Here is a 22,548-nt window from a genome sequence, read left to right as displayed (position 1 = left end):
ACGAGAGGCACAAAAAAAGCACCCGCAGGTGCTTTCTTTTAAACCCAGCTTAGCCATTATGGCTAAAACTCAGTTGCCGTAAATATTGGCGCGATCGCGCAGTTCTTTACCCGGCTTAAAGTGCGGAACGTACTTGCCTTCCAGCTCAACTTTATCGCCAGTCTTCGGGTTACGCCCGGTACGTGGAGCACGATAGTGCAGAGAAAAACTACCGAAACCGCGGATTTCAATGCGCTCGCCCTGGGCAAGAGTGGTGGCCATATGCTCCAGCATCTCTTTAACAGCATCTTCCACAGCCTTTGCTGGGATGTGCGGTTGCTGACTGGCAAGTCTTTCAATCAATTCTGACTTGGTCATGATTCCTCCGGTTCCTTTCAAACCAATTAGCTGAACAGCTCATTAAACAAGGGCGGCCGTAGCCGCCCTTTGTTATTGATTACAGGACGAATCCTGCAATCTGTCAAGTCTGCTCCTCATCCTTCTCGCTGTAAATGCGTTACAGCTCAAATGACGGTGAGAACTTGATATTACTCGCCTTTAGCTGCTTTGAAAGCTTCAGCCATTGCGTTGTTAGAGAAGTTTGCATCTTCCTGTTTGTTAACAGTTGCGATTGCATCTTTCTCATCAGCTTCGTCTTTAGCACGAACAGACAGGCTGATTGCACGGTTCTTACGGTCAACACCGGTGAACTTAGCTTCAACGTCGTCGCCAACGCTCAGAACCAGAGTGGCATCTTCAACGCGGTCACGTGAAGCTTCGGAAGCGCGCAGGTAACCTTCAACGCCGTCAGCCAGTTCTACGGTTGCGCCTTTAGCGTCAACTGCAGTCACTTTACCGTTTACGATTGCGCCTTTCTTGTTCAGTGCAACCCAGTTGTTGAACGGATCTTCTGCGAGCTGTTTAACGCCCAGGGAGATACGCTCACGCTCTGCGTCAACCTGCAGAACAACTGCAGCGATTTCGTCGCCTTTTTTGTATTCACGTACTGCTTCTTCGCCTGCAACGTTCCAGGAGATGTCAGACAGGTGAACCAGGCCATCGATGCCGCCGTCCAGGCCGATGAAGATACCGAAGTCAGTGATAGACTTGATTTTACCTTCAACACGGTCGCCCTTGTTGTGGGTTTCCGCGAACTGCTGCCATGGGTTGTTTTTGCACTGTTTCAGGCCCAGGGAGATACGACGACGTTCTTCGTCGATATCCAGAACCATCACTTCCACTACATCACCAACGTTAACAACTTTGGATGGGTGGATGTTTTTGTTGGTCCAGTCCATTTCGGAAACGTGCACCAGGCCTTCAACGCCTTCTTCGATTTCAACGAAGCAGCCGTAGTCAGTCAGGTTGGTAACGCGACCAGTCAGTTTAGTACCTTCTGGGTAACGCTTAGCGATAGCTACCCATGGATCTTCGCCCAGCTGTTTCAGGCCGAGGGATACACGAGTACGTTCGCGGTCGAACTTCAGCACTTTAACAGTGATTTCGTCGCCAACGTTCACGATTTCGCTTGGGTGCTTAACGCGTTTCCACGCCATGTCGGTGATGTGCAGCAGGCCATCAACGCCGCCCAGGTCAACGAATGCGCCGTAGTCAGTGAGGTTCTTAACGATACCTTTGACTTCCATGCCTTCCTGCAGGTTTTCCAGCAGCTGATCGCGTTCTGCGCTGTTTTCGGATTCGATAACGGCACGACGGGATACAACAACGTTGTTACGCTTCTGGTCCAGCTTGATTACTTTGAACTCAAGCTCTTTGCCTTCGAGGTGCAGGGTGTCACGGACTGGACGAACGTCTACCAGTGAACCTGGCAGGAACGCACGAATACCATTCAGCTCAACAGTGAAGCCGCCTTTAACTTTGCCGTTGATAACACCGACCACAGTTTCAGCTTCTTCGTAAGCTTTTTCCAGCGTGATCCAAGCTTCGTGACGCTTAGCTTTCTCACGGGACAGCAGGGTTTCACCGAAGCCGTCTTCCACTGCATCCAGAGCAACGTCAACTTCGTCACCAACCTGGATTTCCAGCTCGCCCTGGGCGTTTTTGAACTGCTCTGCCGGAATGGCGGACTCAGATTTCAGACCGGCGTCAACCAGTACTACGTCTTTGTCGATAGCAACAACAACACCACGAACGATGGAACCCGGACGGGTTTCGATTGTTTTTAAGGATTCTTCAAATAGTTGAGCAAAAGATTCAGTCATGTTTAATCTTCAGGTTAAGATAACGTCCACCTGGCTCCGTGCCGGATGGGGTTGTTTCACATACCCGCCGTCAATCCATTGCAGCGGGGGTACTACTAAATCGGTCGCGATTACGCGAGTGCCAATTTCTGGCGCGCATATTGTAGCGCTTTTTCAATCACTTGCTCAATAGTTAAACTGGTTGAATCCAGCACTAATGCATCTTCTGCAGGAACAAGTGGGGCGACGGCGCGGTTACGATCGCGGTCATCGCGCTCTTTTATCTCGGATAAAAGGCGATCAAAGTTAACACTAAACCCCTTTTCCTGCAACTGAAGCATGCGGCGTTGAGCACGTTCTTCCGAAGAGGCGTCGAGGAAAATTTTCACAGGCGCATCAGGGAATACCACGGTTCCCATATCGCGTCCGTCAGCGATCAGACCTGGGGCTTCACGGAAACCACGCTGGCGGCGCAGCAAGGCTTCGCGAACGCGCGGGAAGGCCGCGACCTGGGAGGCCGCGTTAGCGACTTCCTGAGTACGAATTTCCCCGCTGACGTCCTCTCCTTCCAGGATCACTTCAAGGTTGCCATCAGTCGAAACAAAACGCACATCCAGATGTGCAGCCAGCGGTACCAGCGCTTCTTCAGAGGCGACATCCACATGGTGATGCAGCGCAGCCAGAGCCAGCACGCGATAGATTGCTCCCGAATCTAAAAGATGCCATTGCAATGCTTCTGCCATCGCTTTGCACAGAGTACCTTTCCCTGCGCCACTAGGCCCATCAATGGTGATTACCGGGGCAAGTGCCGTCATCTTTTTCTCCTTAAATAAGGCATACCGTTTACATGAACGCCGCGCATTATACGCGCCAACGTGCGCAACTGTTACCTTTGCGTGCAAATTACAGAATGATAGAAGCAGAGTGTAGAAGAAATGAGCGGGAGTGTTCGTCAGGAAGCGTAAGGAAATGCCGCATCGGATGATGCGGCATGAAGGTATCAGGCCAGCGTGCTAATGCGCGCCAGCTGCTCGAAGTAGTCCGGGAAGGTTTTCGCCGTACATTTCGGATCAAGAATGGTCACGGGCGTGTCGGACAGCGCCACCAGCGAGAAGCACATCGCCATACGGTGATCGTTATAGGTGCCGATTTCCGCAACCTGCAGTTTTGCCGGCGGAGTCACGCGAATGTAGTCTTCGCCCTCTTCCACCTCTGCGCCGACCTTACGCAGCTCGGTCGCCATCGCGAACAGGCGGTCCGTCTCTTTTACGCGCCAGTTGTAGATATTACGCAGCGTGGTAGTGCCTTTGGCAAACAGCGCCGCCGTGGCGATGGTCATCGCCGCATCCGGGATATGGTTCATGTCCATGTCGATGGCGTTCAGCTCACCGTGGGTACAGGAGATAAAGTCATCGCCCCAGGTCACAACCGCGCCCATTTTTTCCAGCACGTCCGCAAAACGGATATCGCCCTGCACGCTGTTACGGCCAATACCGGTCACTTTTACCGTGCCGCCTTTAATCGCACCCGCGGCCAGGAAGTAGGACGCGGATGACGCATCCCCTTCAACCAGGTAGCTGCCCGGAGACTGATACTGCTGCGCCCCGCGCACCACGAAGCGCTGATAAGACTGGTTTTCCACCTCAACGCCGAAGGTTTTCATCAGGTGCAGCGTGATATCAATGTACGGTTTAGAAACCAGATCGCCTTTAATCGCGATCGCCGTATCCTGCGGTGCCAGCGGCGCGGTCATCAGCAGTGCCGTCAGGAACTGGCTGGAAACACTGCCGTCCACCTCGACGTTACCGCCGGTAAAACCACCGCGCAGACGCAGTGGTGGATAGTTTTCCTGCTCCAGATAGTCAATCTGCGCGCCGCCCTGGCGTAAGGCATCGACCAGATGGCCAATCGGACGCTCTTTCATACGCGGTTCGCCGGTCAGCACAATATTGTTGCTGCCCAGACACAGGGCTGCCGCCAGCGGACGCATCGCGGTACCCGCGTTACCCAGAAACAGCTCAAGCTCTTCAGCGGAACGTAATGCGCCGCCGTTGCCGGTGACTTCACAACGGGTACGATCGTCAGAGAGAGTGTAATGAACGCCCAACGCTTTCAGTGCATTGAGCATATGGCGCACGTCATCGCTGTCCAGCAGATTTGTGAGGACGGTGGTGCCGTTTGCCAGAGCTGCCAGCAGCAGAGCGCGGTTCGAGACACTTTTTGAACCAGGCAGATTGATGGTGCCATCTACCCGCGCGATAGGTTGTAACGTCAGGGATTCCATGAAAACTAAACTCTCAACTCAACATAATAAAAACCCCGCAGGGATGCTGCGGGGGTGAATAACAGCAAATTAACCGTGACGACGTTCGAAGTCGATCATGAAATCGGTCAGCGCTTTAACGCCTTCCAGCGGCATCGCGTTATAGATGGAGGCACGCATGCCGCCCACCACACGGTGGCCTTTCAGCGCGTGCAGACCCGCAGCGAAGGACTCATCCAGGAACACTTTGTCCAGGTTGCTATCCGCCAGCTGGAACGGCACGTTCATGCGGGAACGGTTAGCGTTCGCCACATCGTTGCGGTAGAAATCGCTCTTGTCGATCACGCCATACAGCAGTTCAGCCTTCTGCTGGTTAACCTTATCCATCTGCGCCACGCCGCCGTTTTGCTTCAGCCATTTGAAGACCAGCCCGGAGAGATACCAGGCAAACGTTGGTGGCGTGTTGAACATAGAATCGTTATCGTTCAACACGGTGTAATCGAGAATCGACGGGCAGGATTTGTGTGCTTTGCCCAGCAGGTCTTCACGCACAATCACAATTGTCAGCCCAGCAGGGCCGATATTTTTCTGTGCGCCAGCGTAGATGACACCGTAACGGCTAACGTCCAGCGGCGTGGAAAGAATGGTCGAAGAGAAGTCCGCGGTAACAACCACGTTTTCACCAAAGTTTGGCTCTTCATGGATGGCGATACCGTCAATGGTTTCATTCGGACAGTAGTGGAGATAGGCTGCGTTATCAGAAACGTGCCACTCGCTCATCGGCTTAACGCCGCGCAGGCCGTCAACGGTCACTTTGGCGTCGATGACATTCGGTGTGCAGTACTTATGCGCTTCTTTGACAGCGCTGGCCGCCCAGTAGCCCGCGTCCACATAATCAGCGGTAGTTTTGTCTCCCAGCAGGTTGAGCGGGATACCGGCAAACTGACCGCGCCCACCGCCGTGGCAGAACAATACTTTGTAGTTCGAGGGAATGTTCAGCAGATCGCGAAAATCCTTTTCTGCCTCTTCCGCCACCTGAATAAACTCTTTACCACGGTGGCTAACTTCCATCACCGACGTACCCAGACCGTTCCAGTCACACAGCTCCTGTTGAGCCTGTTTAAGCACGTCTGCCGGTAACATTGCCGGACCTGAACTGAAATTAAAGACTTGAGCCATTTCCCCTCACCACGCTAAAAGCCATAAGTTATAACTGTGGATATCGGTTTTATCATTCAGTGACACGCGCCGCAATGTCTAAAACTTATGACCCATGAAATGTGCCCCACGTCACACAAAACAATCTGCCGCCTCGCTAAGACAAAACCGACAAAATGGCTGTCAGGTGATACGTTTGGCCCGGCTAACCTTCGTCCATTCCGGATTTGCACAGCGGGGGCACAATTGACGATCTCCCGGCTGCATCGCGACAACATGGCTACATCTTACGCAAGCATACTCGCCTGATTCAGGAACCGTTCTGAAACGCTCGATCAGCATATCCGGCAGGATACACAGTCCCGGCTTCACCTCGTCGTCAGAATAGTAATAGACGCTGATCTGCCCGTTGGTTTCCATGATCGCCAGACGCACCTGCCCGAGCTGTTCAACGCTGTTCAGGCGTAGCTCCATAAAGAACTCAAACTCGGTCATATTGGCGCTTTTTACATTTTCCCAGGCCAGCTGTCCGTCCTCGACGATAACGACCGGCTTCCCTTCAAGCAGATCTTCCAGCTTTTCGCTTTTCGACATCAGCCACATGACAAGACGGTAAAGTAGCGCCAGTGAGACAAAAACGATAAACACCGGCACCATCGGCACATCGTCATAAAAGGCGACGTCCCCCGCCGCTGACCCCAGCGTCAGGATGATCAACACTTCAAAGAGCGACATCTGCCGCACGCCGCGACGGCCGGTGATTTTAAGAAACAGGAAGACAAGCACGAAGGTATACAGGCTGCGCAGCGCCACTTCGCCCAGAAATTCAGGAGGAACTTTATCAAACGCCATCCGCTGGAGATCAAATGCTTTCATTTTTCTATGCCTTAACAGTCAGTTACTGCCACTAAGCATAGCCCAGCCTTTTATTTTCGCCGAAGATAGCACCCGTCACGCAAAACCCGTATCATTGCGCGCTTTACGTACGATAAAAGTGAACGCCATGACTCAAACGTTTATCCCCGGCAAAGACGCCGCTCTGGAAGATTCCATCGCTCGCTTCCAGCAGAAACTGACCGACCTGGGTTTTAACATCGAAGAAGCCTCCTGGCTCAATCCGGTGCCGCATGTCTGGTCCGTGCATATTCGCGATAAAGACTGTGCCCTGTGCTTTACCAACGGTAAAGGCGCGACAAAAAAAGCGGCACTGGCCTCTGCGCTGGGTGAGTATTTTGAGCGTCTGTCCACTAACTATTTCTTCGCTGACTTCTGGCTGGGCGAAACCATCGCTAACGGCCCGTTCGTTCACTATCCGAACGAAAAATGGTTCCCGCTGACCGAAGACGACGAACTGCCGCAAGGCATTCTCGACGCGCGCCTGCGTGCGTTCTACGATCCAGACAGCGAACTGACCGCCAGCATGCTGATCGATCTGCAGTCCGGTAACGAGGATCGCGGTATCTGCACCCTGCCGTTTACCCGCCAGTCTGACGAAAAGACCGTTTACATCCCGATGAACATTGTCGGCAACCTGTATGTATCCAACGGTATGTCCGCGGGTAACACCCGCAATGAAGCGCGCGTGCAGGGTCTTTCTGAAGTCTTCGAACGTCACATCAAAAACCGCATTATTGCCGAATCCATCAGCCTGCCAGAAATTCCGGCAGACGTGCTGGCGCGCTATCCGGGCGTGGTGGAATCCATCGCTAAGCTGGAAGCAGAAGGTTTCCCAATCTTTGCCTATGACGGCTCGCTGGGCGGCAAATATCCCGTTATCTGCGTTGTGCTGTTTAACCCAACGAACGGTACCTGCTTCGCCTCCTTCGGCGCGCACCCGGACTTCGGCGTGGCGCTGGAGCGTACCGTCACCGAGCTGCTGCAGGGCCGTAGCCTGAAAGATCTCGACGTGTTCACCCCGCCAACCTTTGACGATGAAGAAGTGGCCGAGCATACCAACCTCGAAACCCACTTCATCGACTCCAGCGGTTTGATCTCCTGGGACATGTTTAAGCAGGATGCAGACTATCCGTTCGTGGACTGGAGCTTTGCCGGTACCACGGAAGAAGAGTTCGCCACGCTGATGGCAATCTTCAAAGCCGAAGACCAGGACGTTTATATCGCCGACTACGAACATCTTGGCGTCTACGCGTGCCGCATTATCGTTCCTGGCATGTCCGACATCTACCCGGCTGAAGATCTGTGGCTGGCGAATAACAGCATGGGCGCACACCTGCGCGAAACGCTGCTGGCCCTGCCGGGCAGCGAGTGGGAGAAAGACGATTATGTGAACCTGATCGCCCAACTGGACGAAGAAGGCCACGATGACTTCACCCGCGTGCGTGAACTGCTGGGTCTGGCGACCGGTAAAGACAACGGCTGGTACACCCTGCGTATTGGTGAGCTGAAAGCGATGCTGGCTCTTGCGGGTGGCGATCTGGATCAGGCCCTGGCCTGGACCGAGTGGACCATGGAATTCAACCAGTCTGTCTTCTCAGCCGAGCGCACCAACTACTACCGCTGTCTTCAGACGCTGTTGCTGCTCGCTCAGGAAGAGGACCGTGAACCTCTGCAGTACTTGAATGCCTTTGTTCGTATGTACGGTGCAGATGCCGTCGAAGCAGCCAGCGCGGCGCTGAGCGGCGAAGAGCCGTTCTATGGCCTGCAGGCTGTTGATAGCGATCTGAAAGCCTTCCCGGCACATCAGTCGCTGCTGAAAGCGTATGAAAAATTACAGAAGGCAAAAGCCGCTTACTGGTCAAAATAAGCGCATATAACATTACCAGATGTAGGCGTATCCAATCGTCTGGGCTATATTACGGGGCAATTTCATTGCCCCTTTTTTTTATTTTTTCGGTAATGACGTTTGATTGTAATAATTAAGTTAATTACGGGTAAATATAATAATACTTACCTGGGCTGGACTGTTACTTTTTGTGGTAAATACTCCATTTTAATTAACTGTTTTACGGGAGGCCTAACGAAAAAATTCAACTCTTTTCATAACTTTTAAAATTTATTTTTATACGGATAATCAAATACTTACTCCGCATTCGCTGTAAATCCATACACATTGCGGGCCTATAAGCCAGGCGAGATATGATCTATATCAATTTCTCTTCTATAATGCTTTGTTAGTATCTCGTCGCCGACTTAATAAAGAGAGAGTTAGTGTGAAAGCTGACAACCCTTTTGATCTTTTACTCCCAGCTGCAATGGCCAAAGTTGCCGAAGAAGCGGGTGTCTATAAAGCAACGAAACACCCGATGAAGACGTTCTATCTGGCGATCACGGCCGGTGTGTTCATCTCAATCGCTTTCGTCTTCTACATCACTGCCACCACCGGTACTGCCGGGATGCCTTTCGGCATGGCCAAACTGATTGGCGGCATTTGCTTCTCACTGGGTCTGATTCTTTGCGTCATCTGCGGCGCCGACCTTTTCACCTCTACGGTGCTGATTGTTGTGGCGAAAGCCAGCGGAAGAATTACCTGGGGTCAACTGGCACGCAACTGGCTAAACGTCTATGTTGGTAACCTGATTGGCTGTCTGCTCTTTGTTCTGTTGATGTGGCTCTCTGGCGAGTATATGACCGCCAACGGTGGCTGGGGGCTTAACGTCCTGCAAACCGCTGACCACAAAATGCACCATACATTTATCGAAGCTGTTGCTCTCGGCATCCTCGCAAACCTGATGGTCTGCCTGGCCGTCTGGATGAGCTACTCGGGTCGTAGCCTGATGGACAAAGCCATGATTATGGTTCTGCCGGTTGCGATGTTTGTTGCCAGCGGCTTCGAGCACAGTATTGCGAATATGTTTATGATCCCAATGGGGATTGTTATCCGCAACTTTGCGAGCCCGGAGTTCTGGACCGCAGTTGGTTCAAATCCGGAAAGTTTCTCTCACCTGACCATCATGAACTTCATTACTGATAACCTGATCCCTGTCACTATCGGGAACATTATCGGTGGGGGTCTGTTAGTTGGGTTGACATACTGGGTCATTTACCTGCGTGGCGACGACCATCATTAATGGTTGTCTCAGGCAGTAAATAAAAAATCCACTTAAGAAGGTAGGTGTTACATGTCCGAGCTTAATGAAAAGTTAGCCACAGCCTGGGAAGGTTTTGCGAAAGGTGACTGGCAGAATGAAGTAAACGTACGTGACTTCATTCAGAAAAACTATACCCCGTATGAAGGTGACGAATCCTTCCTGGCTGGCGCAACTGACGCGACCACCAAGCTGTGGGACAGCGTAATGGAAGGCGTTAAACTGGAAAACCGCACTCACGCGCCAGTTGATTTTGACACCTCCGTTGCTTCCACCATCACTTCTCACGATGCTGGTTACATCAACAAAGCCCTTGAGAAAATCGTTGGTCTGCAGACTGAAGCACCACTGAAACGCGCAATCATCCCGTTCGGTGGCATCAAAATGGTTGAAGGTTCCTGCAAAGCGTATAACCGCGAGCTGGACCCAATGCTGAAAAAAATCTTCACCGAATACCGCAAAACCCACAACCAGGGTGTATTCGATGTTTACACCAAAGACATTCTGAACTGCCGTAAATCTGGCGTTCTGACCGGTCTGCCAGATGCGTATGGCCGTGGCCGTATCATCGGTGACTACCGTCGCGTTGCGCTGTACGGTATCGACTTCCTGCTGAAAGACAAATACGCACAGTTCGTTTCCCTGCAGTCTGACCTGGAAAACGGCGTAAACCTGGAAGCGACCATCCGTCTGCGTGAAGAAATCGCTGAACAGCACCGCGCACTGGGTCAGATCAAAGAGATGGCTGCTAAATATGGCTGCGATATCTCTGGTCCTGCTACCAACGCTCAGGAAGCTATCCAGTGGACCTACTTCGGCTACCTGGCCGCGGTTAAGTCTCAGAACGGTGCAGCAATGTCCTTCGGTCGCGTATCCACCTTCCTGGATGCGTACATCGAACGTGATATCAAAGCAGGCAAAATCACCGAGCAAGACGCTCAGGAAATGATTGACCACCTGGTCATGAAACTGCGTATGGTTCGCTTCCTGCGTACCCCTGAATACGATGAGCTGTTCTCTGGTGACCCAATCTGGGCAACAGAATCAATCGGTGGTATGGGCGTTGACGGCCGTACTCTGGTAACCAAAAACAGCTTCCGCTTCCTGAATACCCTGTACACCATGGGTCCTTCTCCGGAGCCGAACATCACCGTTCTGTGGTCAGAAAAACTGCCTCTGAACTTCAAGAAATTCGCCGCTAAAGTGTCTATCGATACCTCTTCTCTGCAGTACGAGAACGATGACCTGATGCGTCCGGACTTCAACAACGACGATTACGCTATCGCTTGCTGCGTAAGCCCAATGGTTGTTGGTAAACAAATGCAGTTCTTCGGTGCGCGTGCAAACCTGGCAAAAACCATGCTGTACGCAATCAACGGCGGCGTTGATGAAAAACTGAAAATGCAGGTTGGTCCTAAGTCTGAGCCGATCAAAGGCGACGTTCTGAACTTCGACGAAGTGATGGATCGTATGGATCACTTCATGGACTGGCTGGCTAAACAGTACGTCACTGCGCTGAACGTTATCCACTACATGCACGACAAGTACAGCTACGAAGCCTCTCTGATGGCGCTGCACGATCGTGACGTGGTTCGCACCATGGCATGTGGTATCGCGGGTCTGTCCGTTGCCGCTGACTCCCTGTCTGCAATCAAATATGCGAAAGTTAAACCAATTCGTGACGAAGACGGCCTGGCTGTAGACTTCGAAATCGAAGGTGAATACCCGCAGTTTGGTAACAACGACTCTCGCGTTGATGACATGGCGGTTGACCTGGTAGAACGTTTCATGAAGAAAATTCAGAAACTGACGACTTACCGTAACGCTATCCCGACTCAGTCTGTTCTGACCATCACCTCGAACGTTGTGTATGGTAAGAAAACCGGTAACACCCCAGACGGTCGTCGTGCTGGCGCGCCATTCGGCCCAGGTGCTAACCCAATGCACGGTCGTGACCAGAAAGGTGCAGTTGCCTCTCTGACCTCCGTTGCTAAACTGCCGTTTGCTTACGCGAAAGATGGTATCTCTTATACCTTCTCTATCGTGCCAAACGCGCTGGGTAAAGACGACGAAGTGCGTAAAACTAACCTCGCGGGTCTGATGGATGGTTACTTCCACCACGAAGCGTCCATCGAAGGTGGTCAGCACCTGAACGTGAACGTAATGAACCGTGAAATGCTGCTCGACGCGATGGAACACCCTGAGAAATATCCTCAGCTGACCATCCGCGTATCTGGCTACGCAGTACGTTTTAACTCCCTGACTAAAGAACAGCAGCAGGACGTTATCACCCGTACTTTCACTCAGTCCATCTAACTGGAATTGACTGAAATCACGCGTTAAAAAGCGTACAATAAAGGCTCCACGTCAGTGGGGCCTTTTTAGCACCCTCTCCATCTCAGTCTCTTTTGTCCGCTATCTATACTTAATGGATAACAGCCAAAACAGACTTAACACAGCCGGTTTTGAGCTGTGCATACACAGGCCCCGGACGGGCCGATGCTGGAGATATCACCGCAATGTCAATTATTGGTCGCATTCACTCCTTTGAATCCTGTGGCACCGTCGATGGCCCAGGCATCCGCTTTATCACCTTTTTCCAGGGCTGCCTGATGCGCTGCCTGTACTGCCATAACCGTGACACCTGGGATACGCATGGCGGGAAAGAAGTAACCGTTGAAGGTCTGATGAAAGAGGTGGTGACCTACCGCCACTTTATGAACGCGTCCGGCGGCGGTGTCACCGCGTCCGGCGGCGAGGCCATCCTGCAGGCTGAATTTGTCCGCGACTGGTTCCGTGCCTGCCGCAAGGAAGGCATCCATACCTGTCTCGACACCAATGGCTTTGTACGCCGCTACGATCCGGTTATTGATGAACTGCTCGAAGTGACCGATCTGGTCATGCTCGATCTCAAACAGATGAATGATGAGATCCACCAGAACCTGGTTGGCGTCTCCAACCATCGCACGCTGGAATTTGCCAAATACATTGCCGACAAAGGCATCAAAACCTGGATCCGCTATGTGGTTGTGCCGGGCTGGTCAGATGATGATGATTCCGCGCACCGTCTGGGCGAATTTACCCGTGATATGGGCAACGTGGAGAAAATCGAGCTTCTGCCCTATCACGAACTCGGTAAACACAAATGGGTGGCGATGGGTGAAGAATATAAGCTTGATGGCGTGAAGCCGCCGAAAAAAGAGACGATGGAACGCGTCAAAGGTATTCTTGAACAGTACGGCCACAAGGTGATGTATTAAAGAAAAGGCCCGGTGAAAACCGGGCCTTTTCTATATTCTATTTGAAGACGCCGTTAATAACGGAGGTCACAATCGCGGTACTCAATGCGATTAAGACCAGGTCATCCCCCACCACCCGCCATTCATAGCCCGGATAAGAAGGAAGTTGGCCCAGCATAGACGCTGGCACAGTTTTCTTCGCAATGCCCGGAGGCAGCGGTTTACCGCGCGCCAGGTTTTTTGCGATCCCCGGAGGCAGAGAATCATAGCCCGTTAAGCCGTAATTCAGTGCCAGATGGCGGGCATGATCGAAGCTCACACGAACGTCGACATCATTACTGACATCTTTGCTGTTTTTGAAGCTCTTATCCGATTTTCCCGGATTATCCTTACCGTTATTTTGCTTATTAACATGGTCACCAGAATTCCCGTTGCCATGATTGCCGCTATTACCTTGTCCGCCACCGTTTCCGTGACCACCGCCATTCCCATTTCCAGGATTAGCCATGACCGGAGCGGTTGCAAACGTTAAAGACAACACTACGGCAAGCGCAGTAGTGGAAAAACGACGAATAGACATGATGGCTGCCTTATTGTGGTAGGACTCCTGTGAATTATCGCCTGGTGAGATAAACACACAATAAGTAAAACTCTTAGTTGTGATGGGGACAAAAAAGCCTGTCATCGACAGGCTTTTATTTAATCAGGCATGCGCCACTGGCGTTGGGTGCTCGCCCGCTTTGCGCAGTAGCATTAAGAGATAAATAAACGATACGCTGGCGATCATGATAAACAGCAGGTTATCGGAATAATTCTGCATCAGCATCGCGGTAAACGTCGGCCCTAATAAACTGCCGATGGTATAGCTCAGTAACAGCGCCTGGTTCATCGCCACCAGCTGGTGATGTTCAACTTTCTCACAGGCCCAGGCCATCGCAACAGGATAGAGCGTAAAGCCCGCAGCCCCAAGTATAAACAGGGCCGGTGCCATAGCAGCATTGCTGAGCATCGCAAGGCATCCCATGATCACCACGAAGACCTGAACGCGCAGCACCAGCAGGCGACCGAAGCGATCCGCCAGGCGACCAATAGGCCACTGCCCGACGATCCCGGCGCTGACCATCACCGCCATCCAGAACCCTATTCCGGAATCGCTCACGCCCTGATGATTCAGGTAGAGCGGCATCAGGCCATAGAGCGAACCCAGCACAATCCCGGAAATAATACAGCCGTTAATCCCCAGGCGCGCATGGCGCAGCCTCAGCATCGGCCAGATGTGGGTCGCTTCCTGATGCTCGCTGTTCTGGTTCACAATACGCGTAAACAGCAGCGGCAGGATTGCGGCCAGCACCATGCCCGTTACCCACGGCAGAACGCTCATCAGGTCGGTTGGCAGCTTGCTAACCATCAGTTGACCCAGCACGGTGCCGACGTAGTAAACCATCATATAGGCGGCCAGCAGGCGTCCGCGGTTACGTGATGTGCCGCTGCACATCAGCGCACTTTCAACTACCACCCAAATCATTGCGCAGCCTACGCCAGCGATAAAGCGCCATGCCATCCAGCTCCAGAAACCAACCATCAGTCCCAGCCCGGCACATCCGGCGGCAAAAATCAGCGAAGCCAGATAATAGCTGCGATTAAAGCCAAAACGCTTAATCAGGCTACCGGTTAATAATGTGCCCAGCAGGTTCCCGGTAAAAAAGGACGAGCTGACCATACCCACCTGCCAGGTCGGTAAGTTTTCATGGGCGAGCCACAGCGGGACGAGCGTATTTAACACTGCGATCGCCAGGGTCAACAGAAGCAGGCCACAGAGCAACAGAAGCACTGGCCGGGTATAGGTGGTCATGGATTAAAAACCGTGAGGAAGTTCAGATTTCGTGCGCATCATGCCACTGGCAAAAACAAAGTCAATCCACTGATTTAAGCGCCACGCACAATATGATCCCTGTCGATTTAAAAAACTTATCCTGCTAATGCCACGCCTGCTATAGATATTAATTATGTCTCTGTTTTTATTTATTAATGCCCGAAATTAAAACAAAACGACAGTCGAAAAATTTCATGATTGAAAAAAGAAAAGCCGGGCGCTCGGGCCCGGCTTGATAGAACTAAATACAACGCTAACTGGCGATAGCCATACCAACGGTCATATGTAACCCGTAGAACACACCGCGGCCAATCAGTTCACCCGCCAGTACCAGCACAAAGGCCAGTGACAGCAGCGGCAGCGCGGGCTGATAACCTTTAAGCTGAGGGGCGATCCAGAATACCAACGCCGCGACCAGCAGAACGATGCGCCAGGCCATCAGAGAACCGTAATCCGGGACCAGGGCAGAGGCCTGCTGAATCGAACTGTGAATCGTTGCCAGCTCAGCCCCTTGCATCAGAGCAACCACAGCGCTCACGACCAAAGCCAGTAGCGAAACGGCAGGCAGCAAACGCATTGCCCAGCCATCCACACCCGCCACGCGCAGCAGCAGGTAGCCCAGCAGCGGACCGCCAATAAACATCGTCAGGAAGAAGCTCATCGGCGTCCAGACGCTGTACCAGGTTGGGACAGTATCAATGGTGTTATAGACACGCACCATCATCCACACGAACACCACGCCCAGCACCATCGTCACAATCAGCCACAGGCTGCGCAGAGCCGCAGGCAATTTATTCAGCGCGGCCAGCAGCCAGCCCAGTCCGCCAACAGCGAAGAAAATCGCCCCACTGGCAATCTCGTTACTGAGGGACGATGCGCCCACGCGGTTCAGAGAGTTGAACGCGCGCATTGGTGAACCGAGGTGCAGCGTAGAAGCAATAAAGCCAAGCCCCATCAGTACCCAAAGGCCAAACATGCTCAGCACCAGACGCTGCTGCTGTTCAGCGTTGAGATTACCTTTCAACAGCGCCAGCGCGAGCACAATAAAGCCACCCGCAACACACTGCCCAAAGACCGTAAAGATCATCAGCGGCCATTCATGCCATCCACTTCCCATCTCACACCTCCTTCGGGTTTGCCAGATAGCCGGTGGTATCACCTGTAGGACGGCTGTTGGCGTTAGGTTTAATGACAATACTCGGCTTGGTGAAGTGTGCGGACGGCAGCGGCGCAACGGCAGCAAGCTGGCCATGTTTTTTACGCAGCTCTTCAATTGGGCCAAAGTCCAGCGCGCGCAGCGGGCAGGATTCCACGCAGATCGGTTTTTTACCGTCGGCCACGCGGGAGTGGCAGCCGTCGCACTTGGTCATATGGCCTTTTGCTTCGTTGTACTGCGGCGCACCGTACGGACACGCCATGTGGCAATAGCGGCAGCCGATGCAGACATCTTCGTCCACCACCACAAAGCCGTCTTCACGCTTGTGCATCGCACCGCTCGGACAGACTTTGGTACAAGCCGGATCTTCGCAGTGGTTGCACGCAATTGACAGGTAGTAGGCAAAGACGTTCTGATGCCAGACGCCGTTATCTTCCTGCCAGTCGCCACCGGCGTATTCGTAAATACGGCGGAAGCTCACATCCGGCGTCAGGTCTTTGTAATCTTTGCAGGCCAGCTCGCAGGTTTTACACCCTGTGCAGCGGCTGGAATCAATAAAAAATCCATACTGGGTTGTCATCGGTTACTCCTTACACCTTTTCAACCTGAACAAGGTTCGTGTGGGACGGGTTGCCCTTCGCCAGTGGCGACGGCCGCTGTGTGGTCAGTACGTTAATACTGCCCGCCTGGTCAATGCGGTTTGCATCCGGGTTATACCAGGCCCCTTCCCCCAGCGCGACAACGCCAGGCATCATGCGCGGAGTGACTTTGGCTTCGATATGTACCTCACCACGACCATTGAAGATGCGTACACGGTCACCATTGTTGATTCCACGTGCTTTGGCATCCATCGGGTTGATCCACATCTCCTGGCGGCACGCGGCTTTCAGTACGTCGACGTTGCCGTAGGTTGAGTGGACGCGGGCTTTGTAATGGAAACCGGTCAGCTGCAGCGGGAATTTCGCGGTAAGCGGATCGTTGTAGTTTTCGAAACCCGGCGTGTAGATTGGCAGTGGATCGATAACATCCCCTTCCGGCAGCTCCCAGGTGGAGGCAATTTTTGCCAGCTCTTCGGAGTAAATTTCGATTTTGCCCGACGGTGTGGTCAGCGGGTTAGCCTGCGGGTCTTCGCGGAAGGCTTTGTACGCGACGTGATGCCCTTCCGGATCGCGCTGTTTATACATCCCCTGCTTGCGGAAGGTATCGAAGTCCGGGAGGTCCGGAATCGCTTTACGGGAAAGTTCGTGCAGATGGCGCATCCACCCTTCCTGCGTCCTCCCCTCGGTAAACTGCTGCTCTACGCCAAGACGTTTCGCCAGCTCAGAGGTCATCTCATAGATGGTTTTGCACTCGAAGCGCGGTTTAATCGCCTGGTCGGTAAAGATCACGTAGGACATGTTGCCGCAGGAGGCATCCAGGGCGAAATCCATCTGCTCTGACGCGGTGCAGTCCGGCAGCAGGATATCGGCATATTTCGCCGACGATGTCATGTGACAGTCAATCACCACAATCATTTCGCACTTCTTGTCATCCTGCAGGATTTCATGGGTGCGGTTGATTTCGGAGTGCTGGTTGATAAGACAGTTGCCGGCATAGTTCCAGATCATCTTGATCGGCACGTCCAGCTTGTCTTTGCCGCGCACGCCGTCGCGCAGGGCGGTCATTTCCGGGCCACGTTCAATCGCATCCGTCCACATAAACATGGAGATGCTGGTCTGCACGGGGTTGTCCAGCGTCGGCATACGTTCAAACGGGACTTCATACGAGCCTTCGCGTGCGCCGGTGTTACCGCCGTGAATGCCGACATTGCCGGTCAGAATGGAGAGCATGGAGATCGCGCGGGTCGCAATTTCACCGTTTGCATGACGCTGCGGTCCCCAACCCTGGCTGATGTAGGCTGGTTTAGCTGAACCAATCTCACGCGCCAGCTGGACAATACGCTCCACCGGGATCCCGGTGATGGTGGACGCCCACTCTGGCGTTTTCGCTACGCCGTCGCTGCCCTGTCCGAGAATATAGGCCTTGTAGTGACCGTTAGCAGGCGCGCTGGCTGGCAGGGTTTTCTCGTCATAGCCGACGCAGTATTTATCGAGGAAAGACTGATCGACGAGGTTTTCAGTGATCATCACCCACGCCAGCGCTGAAACCAGCGCCGCATCGGTACCCGGACGGATTGGGATCCACTCGTCTTCACGTCCGGCACCGGTGTCGGTGTAGCGCGGATCGATGATGATCATGCGGGCATTGGATTTAGCACGGGCCTGTTCGAGATAGTAGGTCACCCCGCCGCCGCTCATGCGGGTTTCGCCCGGGTTGTTACCGAACAGGACGACCAGCTTGCTGTTTTCGATATCAGACGGGCTGTTGCCGTCGGCCCAGCCGCCGTAAGTGTAGTTCAGGCCAGCCGCAATCTGCGCGGAAGAGTAGTCGCCGTAGTGATTGAGATAACCACCGCAGCAGTTCATCAGGCGTGCTACCAGCGTTTTTCCCGGCGGCCAGGAGCGAGTCAGCGTGCCGCCGAGCGTCCCGGTGCCGTAGTTCAGGTAGATGGACTCGTTGCCATACTCCTTGATCAGACGCTGCATGTTGGTCGCGATAATATCGTAGGCTTCGTCCCAGCTAATGCGCTCGAACTTCCCTTCCCCACGCTTACCGACACGCTTCATCGGGTATTTAAGACGATCCGGGTTATAGACGCGGCGACGCATGGAGCGCCCGCGCAGGCAGGCGCGAACCTGATGTAACCCTTCATAGTTATCGTCCCCGGTGTTGTCGGTTTCGACATATTTAATTTCACCATCCACCACATGCATGCGCAGTGGACAACGGCTACCGCAGTTAACGGTACAGGCACTCCACACCACTTTTTCCGGGGCTGAGGCTGGGGATAATGCATCCGCCGCCGATGCTAGTCGGGTAAAAGGGAGCGTGAAGGCGCTGCTGGCTACAGCCAGGCCGCCAATTGCCGTGGTTTTCATCAACCCACGGCGAGTGACCTCGGCAGCCATTAACGCTTCAGGCGCTTTGATTTTCATAAAGACTCACTTTGGTTGCTCACAAAGAAAAGAGAGGCGGCACAGACCGCTATATAGTTTTATATAGAACGAATTTCTTCGTTATCAGCTTCTTATGCTGACTTTCATTCGGAGGAGTATTACTACTTTAGAGGGAGAGATTATTGAGTCGTATCAATTAGCAGGCATAAAAAAAGCGCCCTGAGGCGCTTTCTTGTTTTAAGACATATTATTTAGCCGATGAACTGCTGGCCCTTCATGTAGGGACGCAGCACTTCCGGGATCTCAATACGTCCGTCTGCCTGCTGATAGTTTTCCAGCACGGCAACCAGCGTACGACCCACAGCCAGACCAGAACCGTTCAGGGTGTGCACCAGACGGGTTTTCTTGTCGGACTTGCTGCGGCAGCGAGCCTGCATGCGGCGCGCCTGGAAATCCCAGACGTTAGAGCAAGAGGAGATTTCACGGTAGGTGTTCTGCGCAGGTACCCAAACTTCCAGGTCGAAGGTTTTGCAGGCACCGAAGCCCATGTCGCCGGTGCACAGCGCCATACGGCGGTACGGCAGGCCCAGCAGCTCCAGCACTTTCTCAGCATGACCGGTCATCTCTTCCAGCGCGTCCATAGACTCTTCCGGACGAACGATCTGCACCATCTCAACTTTATCGAACTGGTGCATACGGATCAGACCGCGCGTATCGCGACCGTAAGAACCGGCTTCAGAACGGAAACATGGAGAGTGCGCGGTCAGTTTGATTGGCAGATCGTCTTCGTCGATGATCTCATCACGCACGAGGTTGGTCAGCGGCACTTCCGCGGTTGGGATCAGCGCGTAGTTGCTGCTGTCTGCTTCCTCGTCCAGCGGACGGGTGTGGAACAGATCGCCGGCAAATTTCGGCAACTGGCCGGTACCGTACAGCGTATCGTGGTTAACCAGATACGGAACGTAGGTTTCGCTGTAGCCGTGCTGCTCGGTGTGCAGATCCAGCATGAACTGCGCCAGAGCGCGATGCAGATGGGCAATTTGACCTTTCATGACCACAAAGCGAGAACCCGTCAGCTTAACCGCCGCTGCAAAGTCCAGGCCCGCGTGCATTTCGCCCAGCGTGACGTGATCGCGCACCTCAAAGTCAAACTCGCGAGGCGTGCCCCAGCGTTTCACTTCAACGTTGTCGTTTTCGTCTTTGCCGACAGGCACGCTGTCGTCAGGAATGTTCGGGATCGCCAGAGCAATATCACGAATTTCAGCCTGAAGAACGTCCAGTTCAGCTTTCGCCTGATCCAGCTCTTCACCCAGTTTGTTCACTTCCAGGCGTAATGGCTCAATATCTTCCCCGCGCGCTTTCGCCTGGCCGATGGATTTCGATCGAGAATTACGCTCTGCCTGCAGATTTTCAGTTTGTACCTGCAGAACTTTACGACGCTCTTCAAGAGCGCGCAGCTTATCTACATCCAGCTTAAAGCCCCGGCGTGCCAGTTTTTCAGCGACTGCGTCTGGCTCATTACGCAGCAGATTGGGATCGAGCATGCTTATCCTGTGCTTATCGAATTTAAATAGGAAAAAGTGACCACAGCCTGCGGTCACAGGGATACAACGCCAACATTACCGCAACGATAGCGCTAACGGTAGCGTTTTATAGGGCTATTTTGATCCTGTCCGGCAAGCCAGGCGAGCTTTTCGCCAATCTTACCCTCAAGACCTCTGTTTGTAGGATGATAATAGCGGGTTTGTGCCATCTCCTGCGGGAAATAGTCCTCTCCGGCGGCGTAGGCATTGGGTTCGTCGTGGGCGTACCGATACTCCTGCCCGTACCCCATCTCTTTCATCAACTTTGTTGGTGCGTTACGCAGATGAACCGGCACATCATAGTCCGGACGCTCACGTGCATCAGACATTGCTGCTTTGAAGGCGGTATAAACCGCATTACTTTTCGGCGCGCAGGCCAGATAGACAATCGCCTGCGCAATCGCACGCTCGCCTTCAGCAGGCCCGACGCGGGTGAAACAATCCCAGGCGGAGATAGCCACCTGCATGGCGCGCGGGTCGGCATTACCGACGTCTTCTGATGCAATCGCCAGACAGCGACGTGCGACATACAGCGGATCGCCACCTGCGGTAATAATGCGCGCGTACCAGTAGAGCGCCGCATCGGGAGCGCTGCCGCGCACAGACTTATGCAGCGCCGAGATCAGGTCGTAAAAACGATCGCCTTTATTATCAAAACGCGCGCTGCGCTCACCGGCTATTTCAGTAAGCAATTCAGGCTTCAGCACCCGCTTGCCGGAATCATCCATTTCGGCCATATCGGCCATCATTTCCAGCGTGTTCAATGCCCGACGCGCATCACCATTAACCAGCTGAGCAATCGCGAGGCGCGTCTCATCCGGTAGAACGATGTCTTGTCCGCCGTAACCCCGCGCTTTGTCATCCATCGCCTGGGTGAGCACCTTTTCGATATCGTCTGTAGTCAGCGATTTGAGCAGGTAAACGCGCGCACGGGAAAGAAGTGCTGAGTTAAGTTCAAAGGATGGGTTTTCCGTGGTTGCACCGATGAAGAAGATCGTGCCGTCTTCAATATGCGGCAGGAAGGCATCCTGCTGGCTCTTGTTGAAGCGATGAACTTCGTCCACGAAGAGGATGGTGCGCCGCCCGGCATTGCGGTTCTGCCGCGCACGCTCGATCGCTTCGCGGATCTCCTTCACGCCGGAGGTCACGGCAGAAATCCGCTCAACGTCCGCGTTTGCATATCGGGCGATCACTTCAGCGAGGGTCGTTTTACCGGTGCCTGGTGGCCCCCAGAGGATCATCGAGTGCAGATGCCCGGCCTCAATGGCGCGTGGCAACGGTTTCCCGGCAGCCAGCAGATGCTGCTGGCCGATGTACTGCGCTAAATTTTCTGGCCGCATACGAGCGGCCAGAGGTTGAAACGCATTATCTGAAAAATCGAGCGACAGATTGCCCACTCATGCCTCTTACTTATTGCGTTGGTCATCCACCGTTACGCCCTGCGGCGGGGTAAAGGTGAATTTCGATGCATCAACAGCGCCGTTTTGCTGCGTTTTCAGCTGGTAGCTGCTGCGCTGGTCATCTTGCTCAACCGCACCGAACTGATTGATCGTGCCGTTGCTGCTCACGTTAATGGTGAACTGCTTCAGGTTGCCGTTGCTGCCTTTCGGCGTCAGGACAAACTCATCACCGTTTTGTTTGATATTGTACTGCTGCCAGTCGCTGGACTGGTTGCGGGCAATCAGCATAAACGGCGTATTGCTGGTCGCATCTTTCAGCCAAGTCGCCGTGGCTTGTTCAACAAACGGGTTGAAGAACCACAGGGTTTTACCGTCAGACACCAGAATACTCTCATCCGGCTGGGTCATGTGCCAGTTGAAGAGATTTGGGCGTTTTACCCACAAATCTCCCTGGCCTTCCTGCACCGCGTTGCCGCTGCCGTCAGTCACTTTTTGCGTGAAGCTGGCGTGGAAGCTGCTTACTTTATCCAGTCGGCTTTTAAGGTCGCTGGCTGCATCAGCCCAGACGCTGCTGGCAACAAAACTGGTGAGTAAAGCACAGGCGATAGCGATTTTTTTCATTGTTATTCCTTAAAATACGTCTTCCCGATATGG

Annotated in this window: 18 protein-coding genes; 4 read left to right on the top strand and 14 right to left on the bottom strand. The window is 53.4% G+C overall.

Annotated features, from left to right (window positions below; all coding sequences use genetic code 11):
- Window positions 1-69: 69 nt before the first annotated feature.
- The 6 genes from ihfB to HV355_RS16950 all read right to left on the bottom strand — a co-directional run bounded on the left by ihfB (window position 70) and on the right by HV355_RS16950 (window position 6,477).
- The gene (gene ihfB, locus HV355_RS16975) at window positions 70-357 is read right to left on the bottom strand and encodes an integration host factor subunit beta (RefSeq protein WP_003858233.1); all 288 of its coding nucleotides are present in this window, start codon (window positions 355-357) and stop codon (window positions 70-72) included.
- A 170-nt stretch (window positions 358-527) separates the two neighbouring features.
- Window positions 528-2,201, bottom strand: a complete 1,674-nt coding sequence (gene rpsA, locus HV355_RS16970; RefSeq protein ID WP_010429251.1) for a 30S ribosomal protein S1 — start codon at window positions 2,199-2,201, stop codon at window positions 528-530.
- 110 nt (window positions 2,202-2,311) lie between these two features.
- Window positions 2,312-2,995 (bottom strand): (d)CMP kinase, encoded by a 684-nt coding sequence (cmk, locus tag HV355_RS16965; protein ID WP_010429248.1) that lies wholly within the window; start codon window positions 2,993-2,995, stop codon window positions 2,312-2,314.
- 185 nt (window positions 2,996-3,180) lie between these two features.
- Window positions 3,181-4,464, bottom strand: coding sequence for a 3-phosphoshikimate 1-carboxyvinyltransferase (gene aroA, locus HV355_RS16960; RefSeq protein ID WP_108416008.1), 1,284 nt, complete (start codon window positions 4,462-4,464; stop codon window positions 3,181-3,183).
- A gap of 69 nt (window positions 4,465-4,533) precedes the next feature.
- Window positions 4,534-5,622, bottom strand: a complete 1,089-nt coding sequence (gene serC, locus HV355_RS16955) for a 3-phosphoserine/phosphohydroxythreonine transaminase (RefSeq protein ID WP_108416007.1) — start codon at window positions 5,620-5,622, stop codon at window positions 4,534-4,536.
- Between the two features lie 162 nt (window positions 5,623-5,784).
- Window positions 5,785-6,477: a DUF421 domain-containing protein gene (locus tag HV355_RS16950; protein WP_108416006.1), complete on the bottom strand. Its 693-nt coding sequence runs from the start codon at window positions 6,475-6,477 to the stop codon at window positions 5,785-5,787.
- Between the two features lie 127 nt (window positions 6,478-6,604).
- On the opposite strand from HV355_RS16950, the gene ycaO reads away from it, so the two are divergent.
- From ycaO to pflA, 4 genes are all read left to right on the top strand, one after another.
- Entirely contained in the window at window positions 6,605-8,365 is a 1,761-nt protein-coding gene (ycaO, locus tag HV355_RS16945; RefSeq protein ID WP_182402763.1) for a 30S ribosomal protein S12 methylthiotransferase accessory factor YcaO, read from the top strand.
- Window positions 8,366-8,771: 406 nt separating this feature from the next.
- Entirely contained in the window at window positions 8,772-9,629 is an 858-nt protein-coding gene (gene focA, locus HV355_RS16940) for a formate transporter FocA (protein ID WP_126543592.1), read from the top strand.
- A 51-nt stretch (window positions 9,630-9,680) separates the two neighbouring features.
- A complete protein-coding gene (pflB, locus tag HV355_RS16935) occupies window positions 9,681-11,963 on the top strand; it encodes a formate C-acetyltransferase (protein ID WP_089597765.1) in 2,283 nt (760 codons plus the stop codon).
- A 203-nt stretch (window positions 11,964-12,166) separates the two neighbouring features.
- Window positions 12,167-12,907: a pyruvate formate lyase 1-activating protein gene (gene pflA / locus HV355_RS16930; RefSeq protein ID WP_182402761.1), complete on the top strand. Its 741-nt coding sequence runs from the start codon at window positions 12,167-12,169 to the stop codon at window positions 12,905-12,907.
- A 37-nt stretch (window positions 12,908-12,944) separates the two neighbouring features.
- Here the strand turns inward: pflA and HV355_RS16925 are convergent, their stop codons facing one another.
- From HV355_RS16925 to lolA, 8 genes are all read right to left on the bottom strand, one after another.
- The gene (locus HV355_RS16925; RefSeq protein ID WP_182402759.1) at window positions 12,945-13,466 is read right to left on the bottom strand and encodes an anti-virulence regulator CigR family protein; all 522 of its coding nucleotides are present in this window, start codon (window positions 13,464-13,466) and stop codon (window positions 12,945-12,947) included.
- A 123-nt stretch (window positions 13,467-13,589) separates the two neighbouring features.
- On the bottom strand, window positions 13,590-14,738 hold the full coding sequence (locus HV355_RS16920; RefSeq protein WP_010429220.1) for an MFS transporter: 1,149 nt from the start codon (window positions 14,736-14,738) through the stop codon (window positions 13,590-13,592).
- A 274-nt stretch (window positions 14,739-15,012) separates the two neighbouring features.
- Window positions 15,013-15,876, bottom strand: a complete 864-nt coding sequence (locus HV355_RS16915) for a dimethyl sulfoxide reductase anchor subunit family protein (RefSeq protein ID WP_108416003.1) — start codon at window positions 15,874-15,876, stop codon at window positions 15,013-15,015.
- A 1-nt stretch (window position 15,877) separates the two neighbouring features.
- Window positions 15,878-16,495: a dimethylsulfoxide reductase iron-sulfur subunit DmsB gene (gene dmsB, locus HV355_RS16910; protein WP_089597769.1), complete on the bottom strand. Its 618-nt coding sequence runs from the start codon at window positions 16,493-16,495 to the stop codon at window positions 15,878-15,880.
- Window positions 16,496-16,505: 10 nt separating this feature from the next.
- Complete coding sequence (gene dmsA / locus HV355_RS16905) at window positions 16,506-18,950, bottom strand: dimethylsulfoxide reductase subunit A (protein ID WP_108416002.1); 2,445 nt, start codon at window positions 18,948-18,950, stop codon at window positions 16,506-16,508.
- A 212-nt stretch (window positions 18,951-19,162) separates the two neighbouring features.
- On the bottom strand, window positions 19,163-20,455 hold the full coding sequence (gene serS, locus HV355_RS16900; RefSeq protein ID WP_003858266.1) for a serine--tRNA ligase: 1,293 nt from the start codon (window positions 20,453-20,455) through the stop codon (window positions 19,163-19,165).
- A gap of 92 nt (window positions 20,456-20,547) precedes the next feature.
- Window positions 20,548-21,891, bottom strand: coding sequence for a replication-associated recombination protein RarA (rarA, locus tag HV355_RS16895; protein WP_042717436.1), 1,344 nt, complete (start codon window positions 21,889-21,891; stop codon window positions 20,548-20,550).
- 9 nt (window positions 21,892-21,900) lie between these two features.
- Window positions 21,901-22,515 carry an outer membrane lipoprotein chaperone LolA gene (gene lolA / locus HV355_RS16890; protein WP_010429202.1) on the bottom strand — a complete coding sequence of 205 codons (615 nt, stop codon included), beginning with the start codon at window positions 22,513-22,515 and terminating at the stop codon, window positions 21,901-21,903.
- Window positions 22,516-22,548 lie beyond the last annotated feature (33 nt).

Source organism: Enterobacter sp. RHBSTW-01064 (genome assembly GCF_014103035.1).
Taxonomy (GTDB): domain Bacteria; phylum Pseudomonadota; class Gammaproteobacteria; order Enterobacterales; family Enterobacteriaceae; genus Enterobacter; species Enterobacter mori.
The sequence above is the reverse complement of the archived record's forward strand: the minus strand, read 5'-3'. Positions and strand labels throughout refer to the sequence as shown.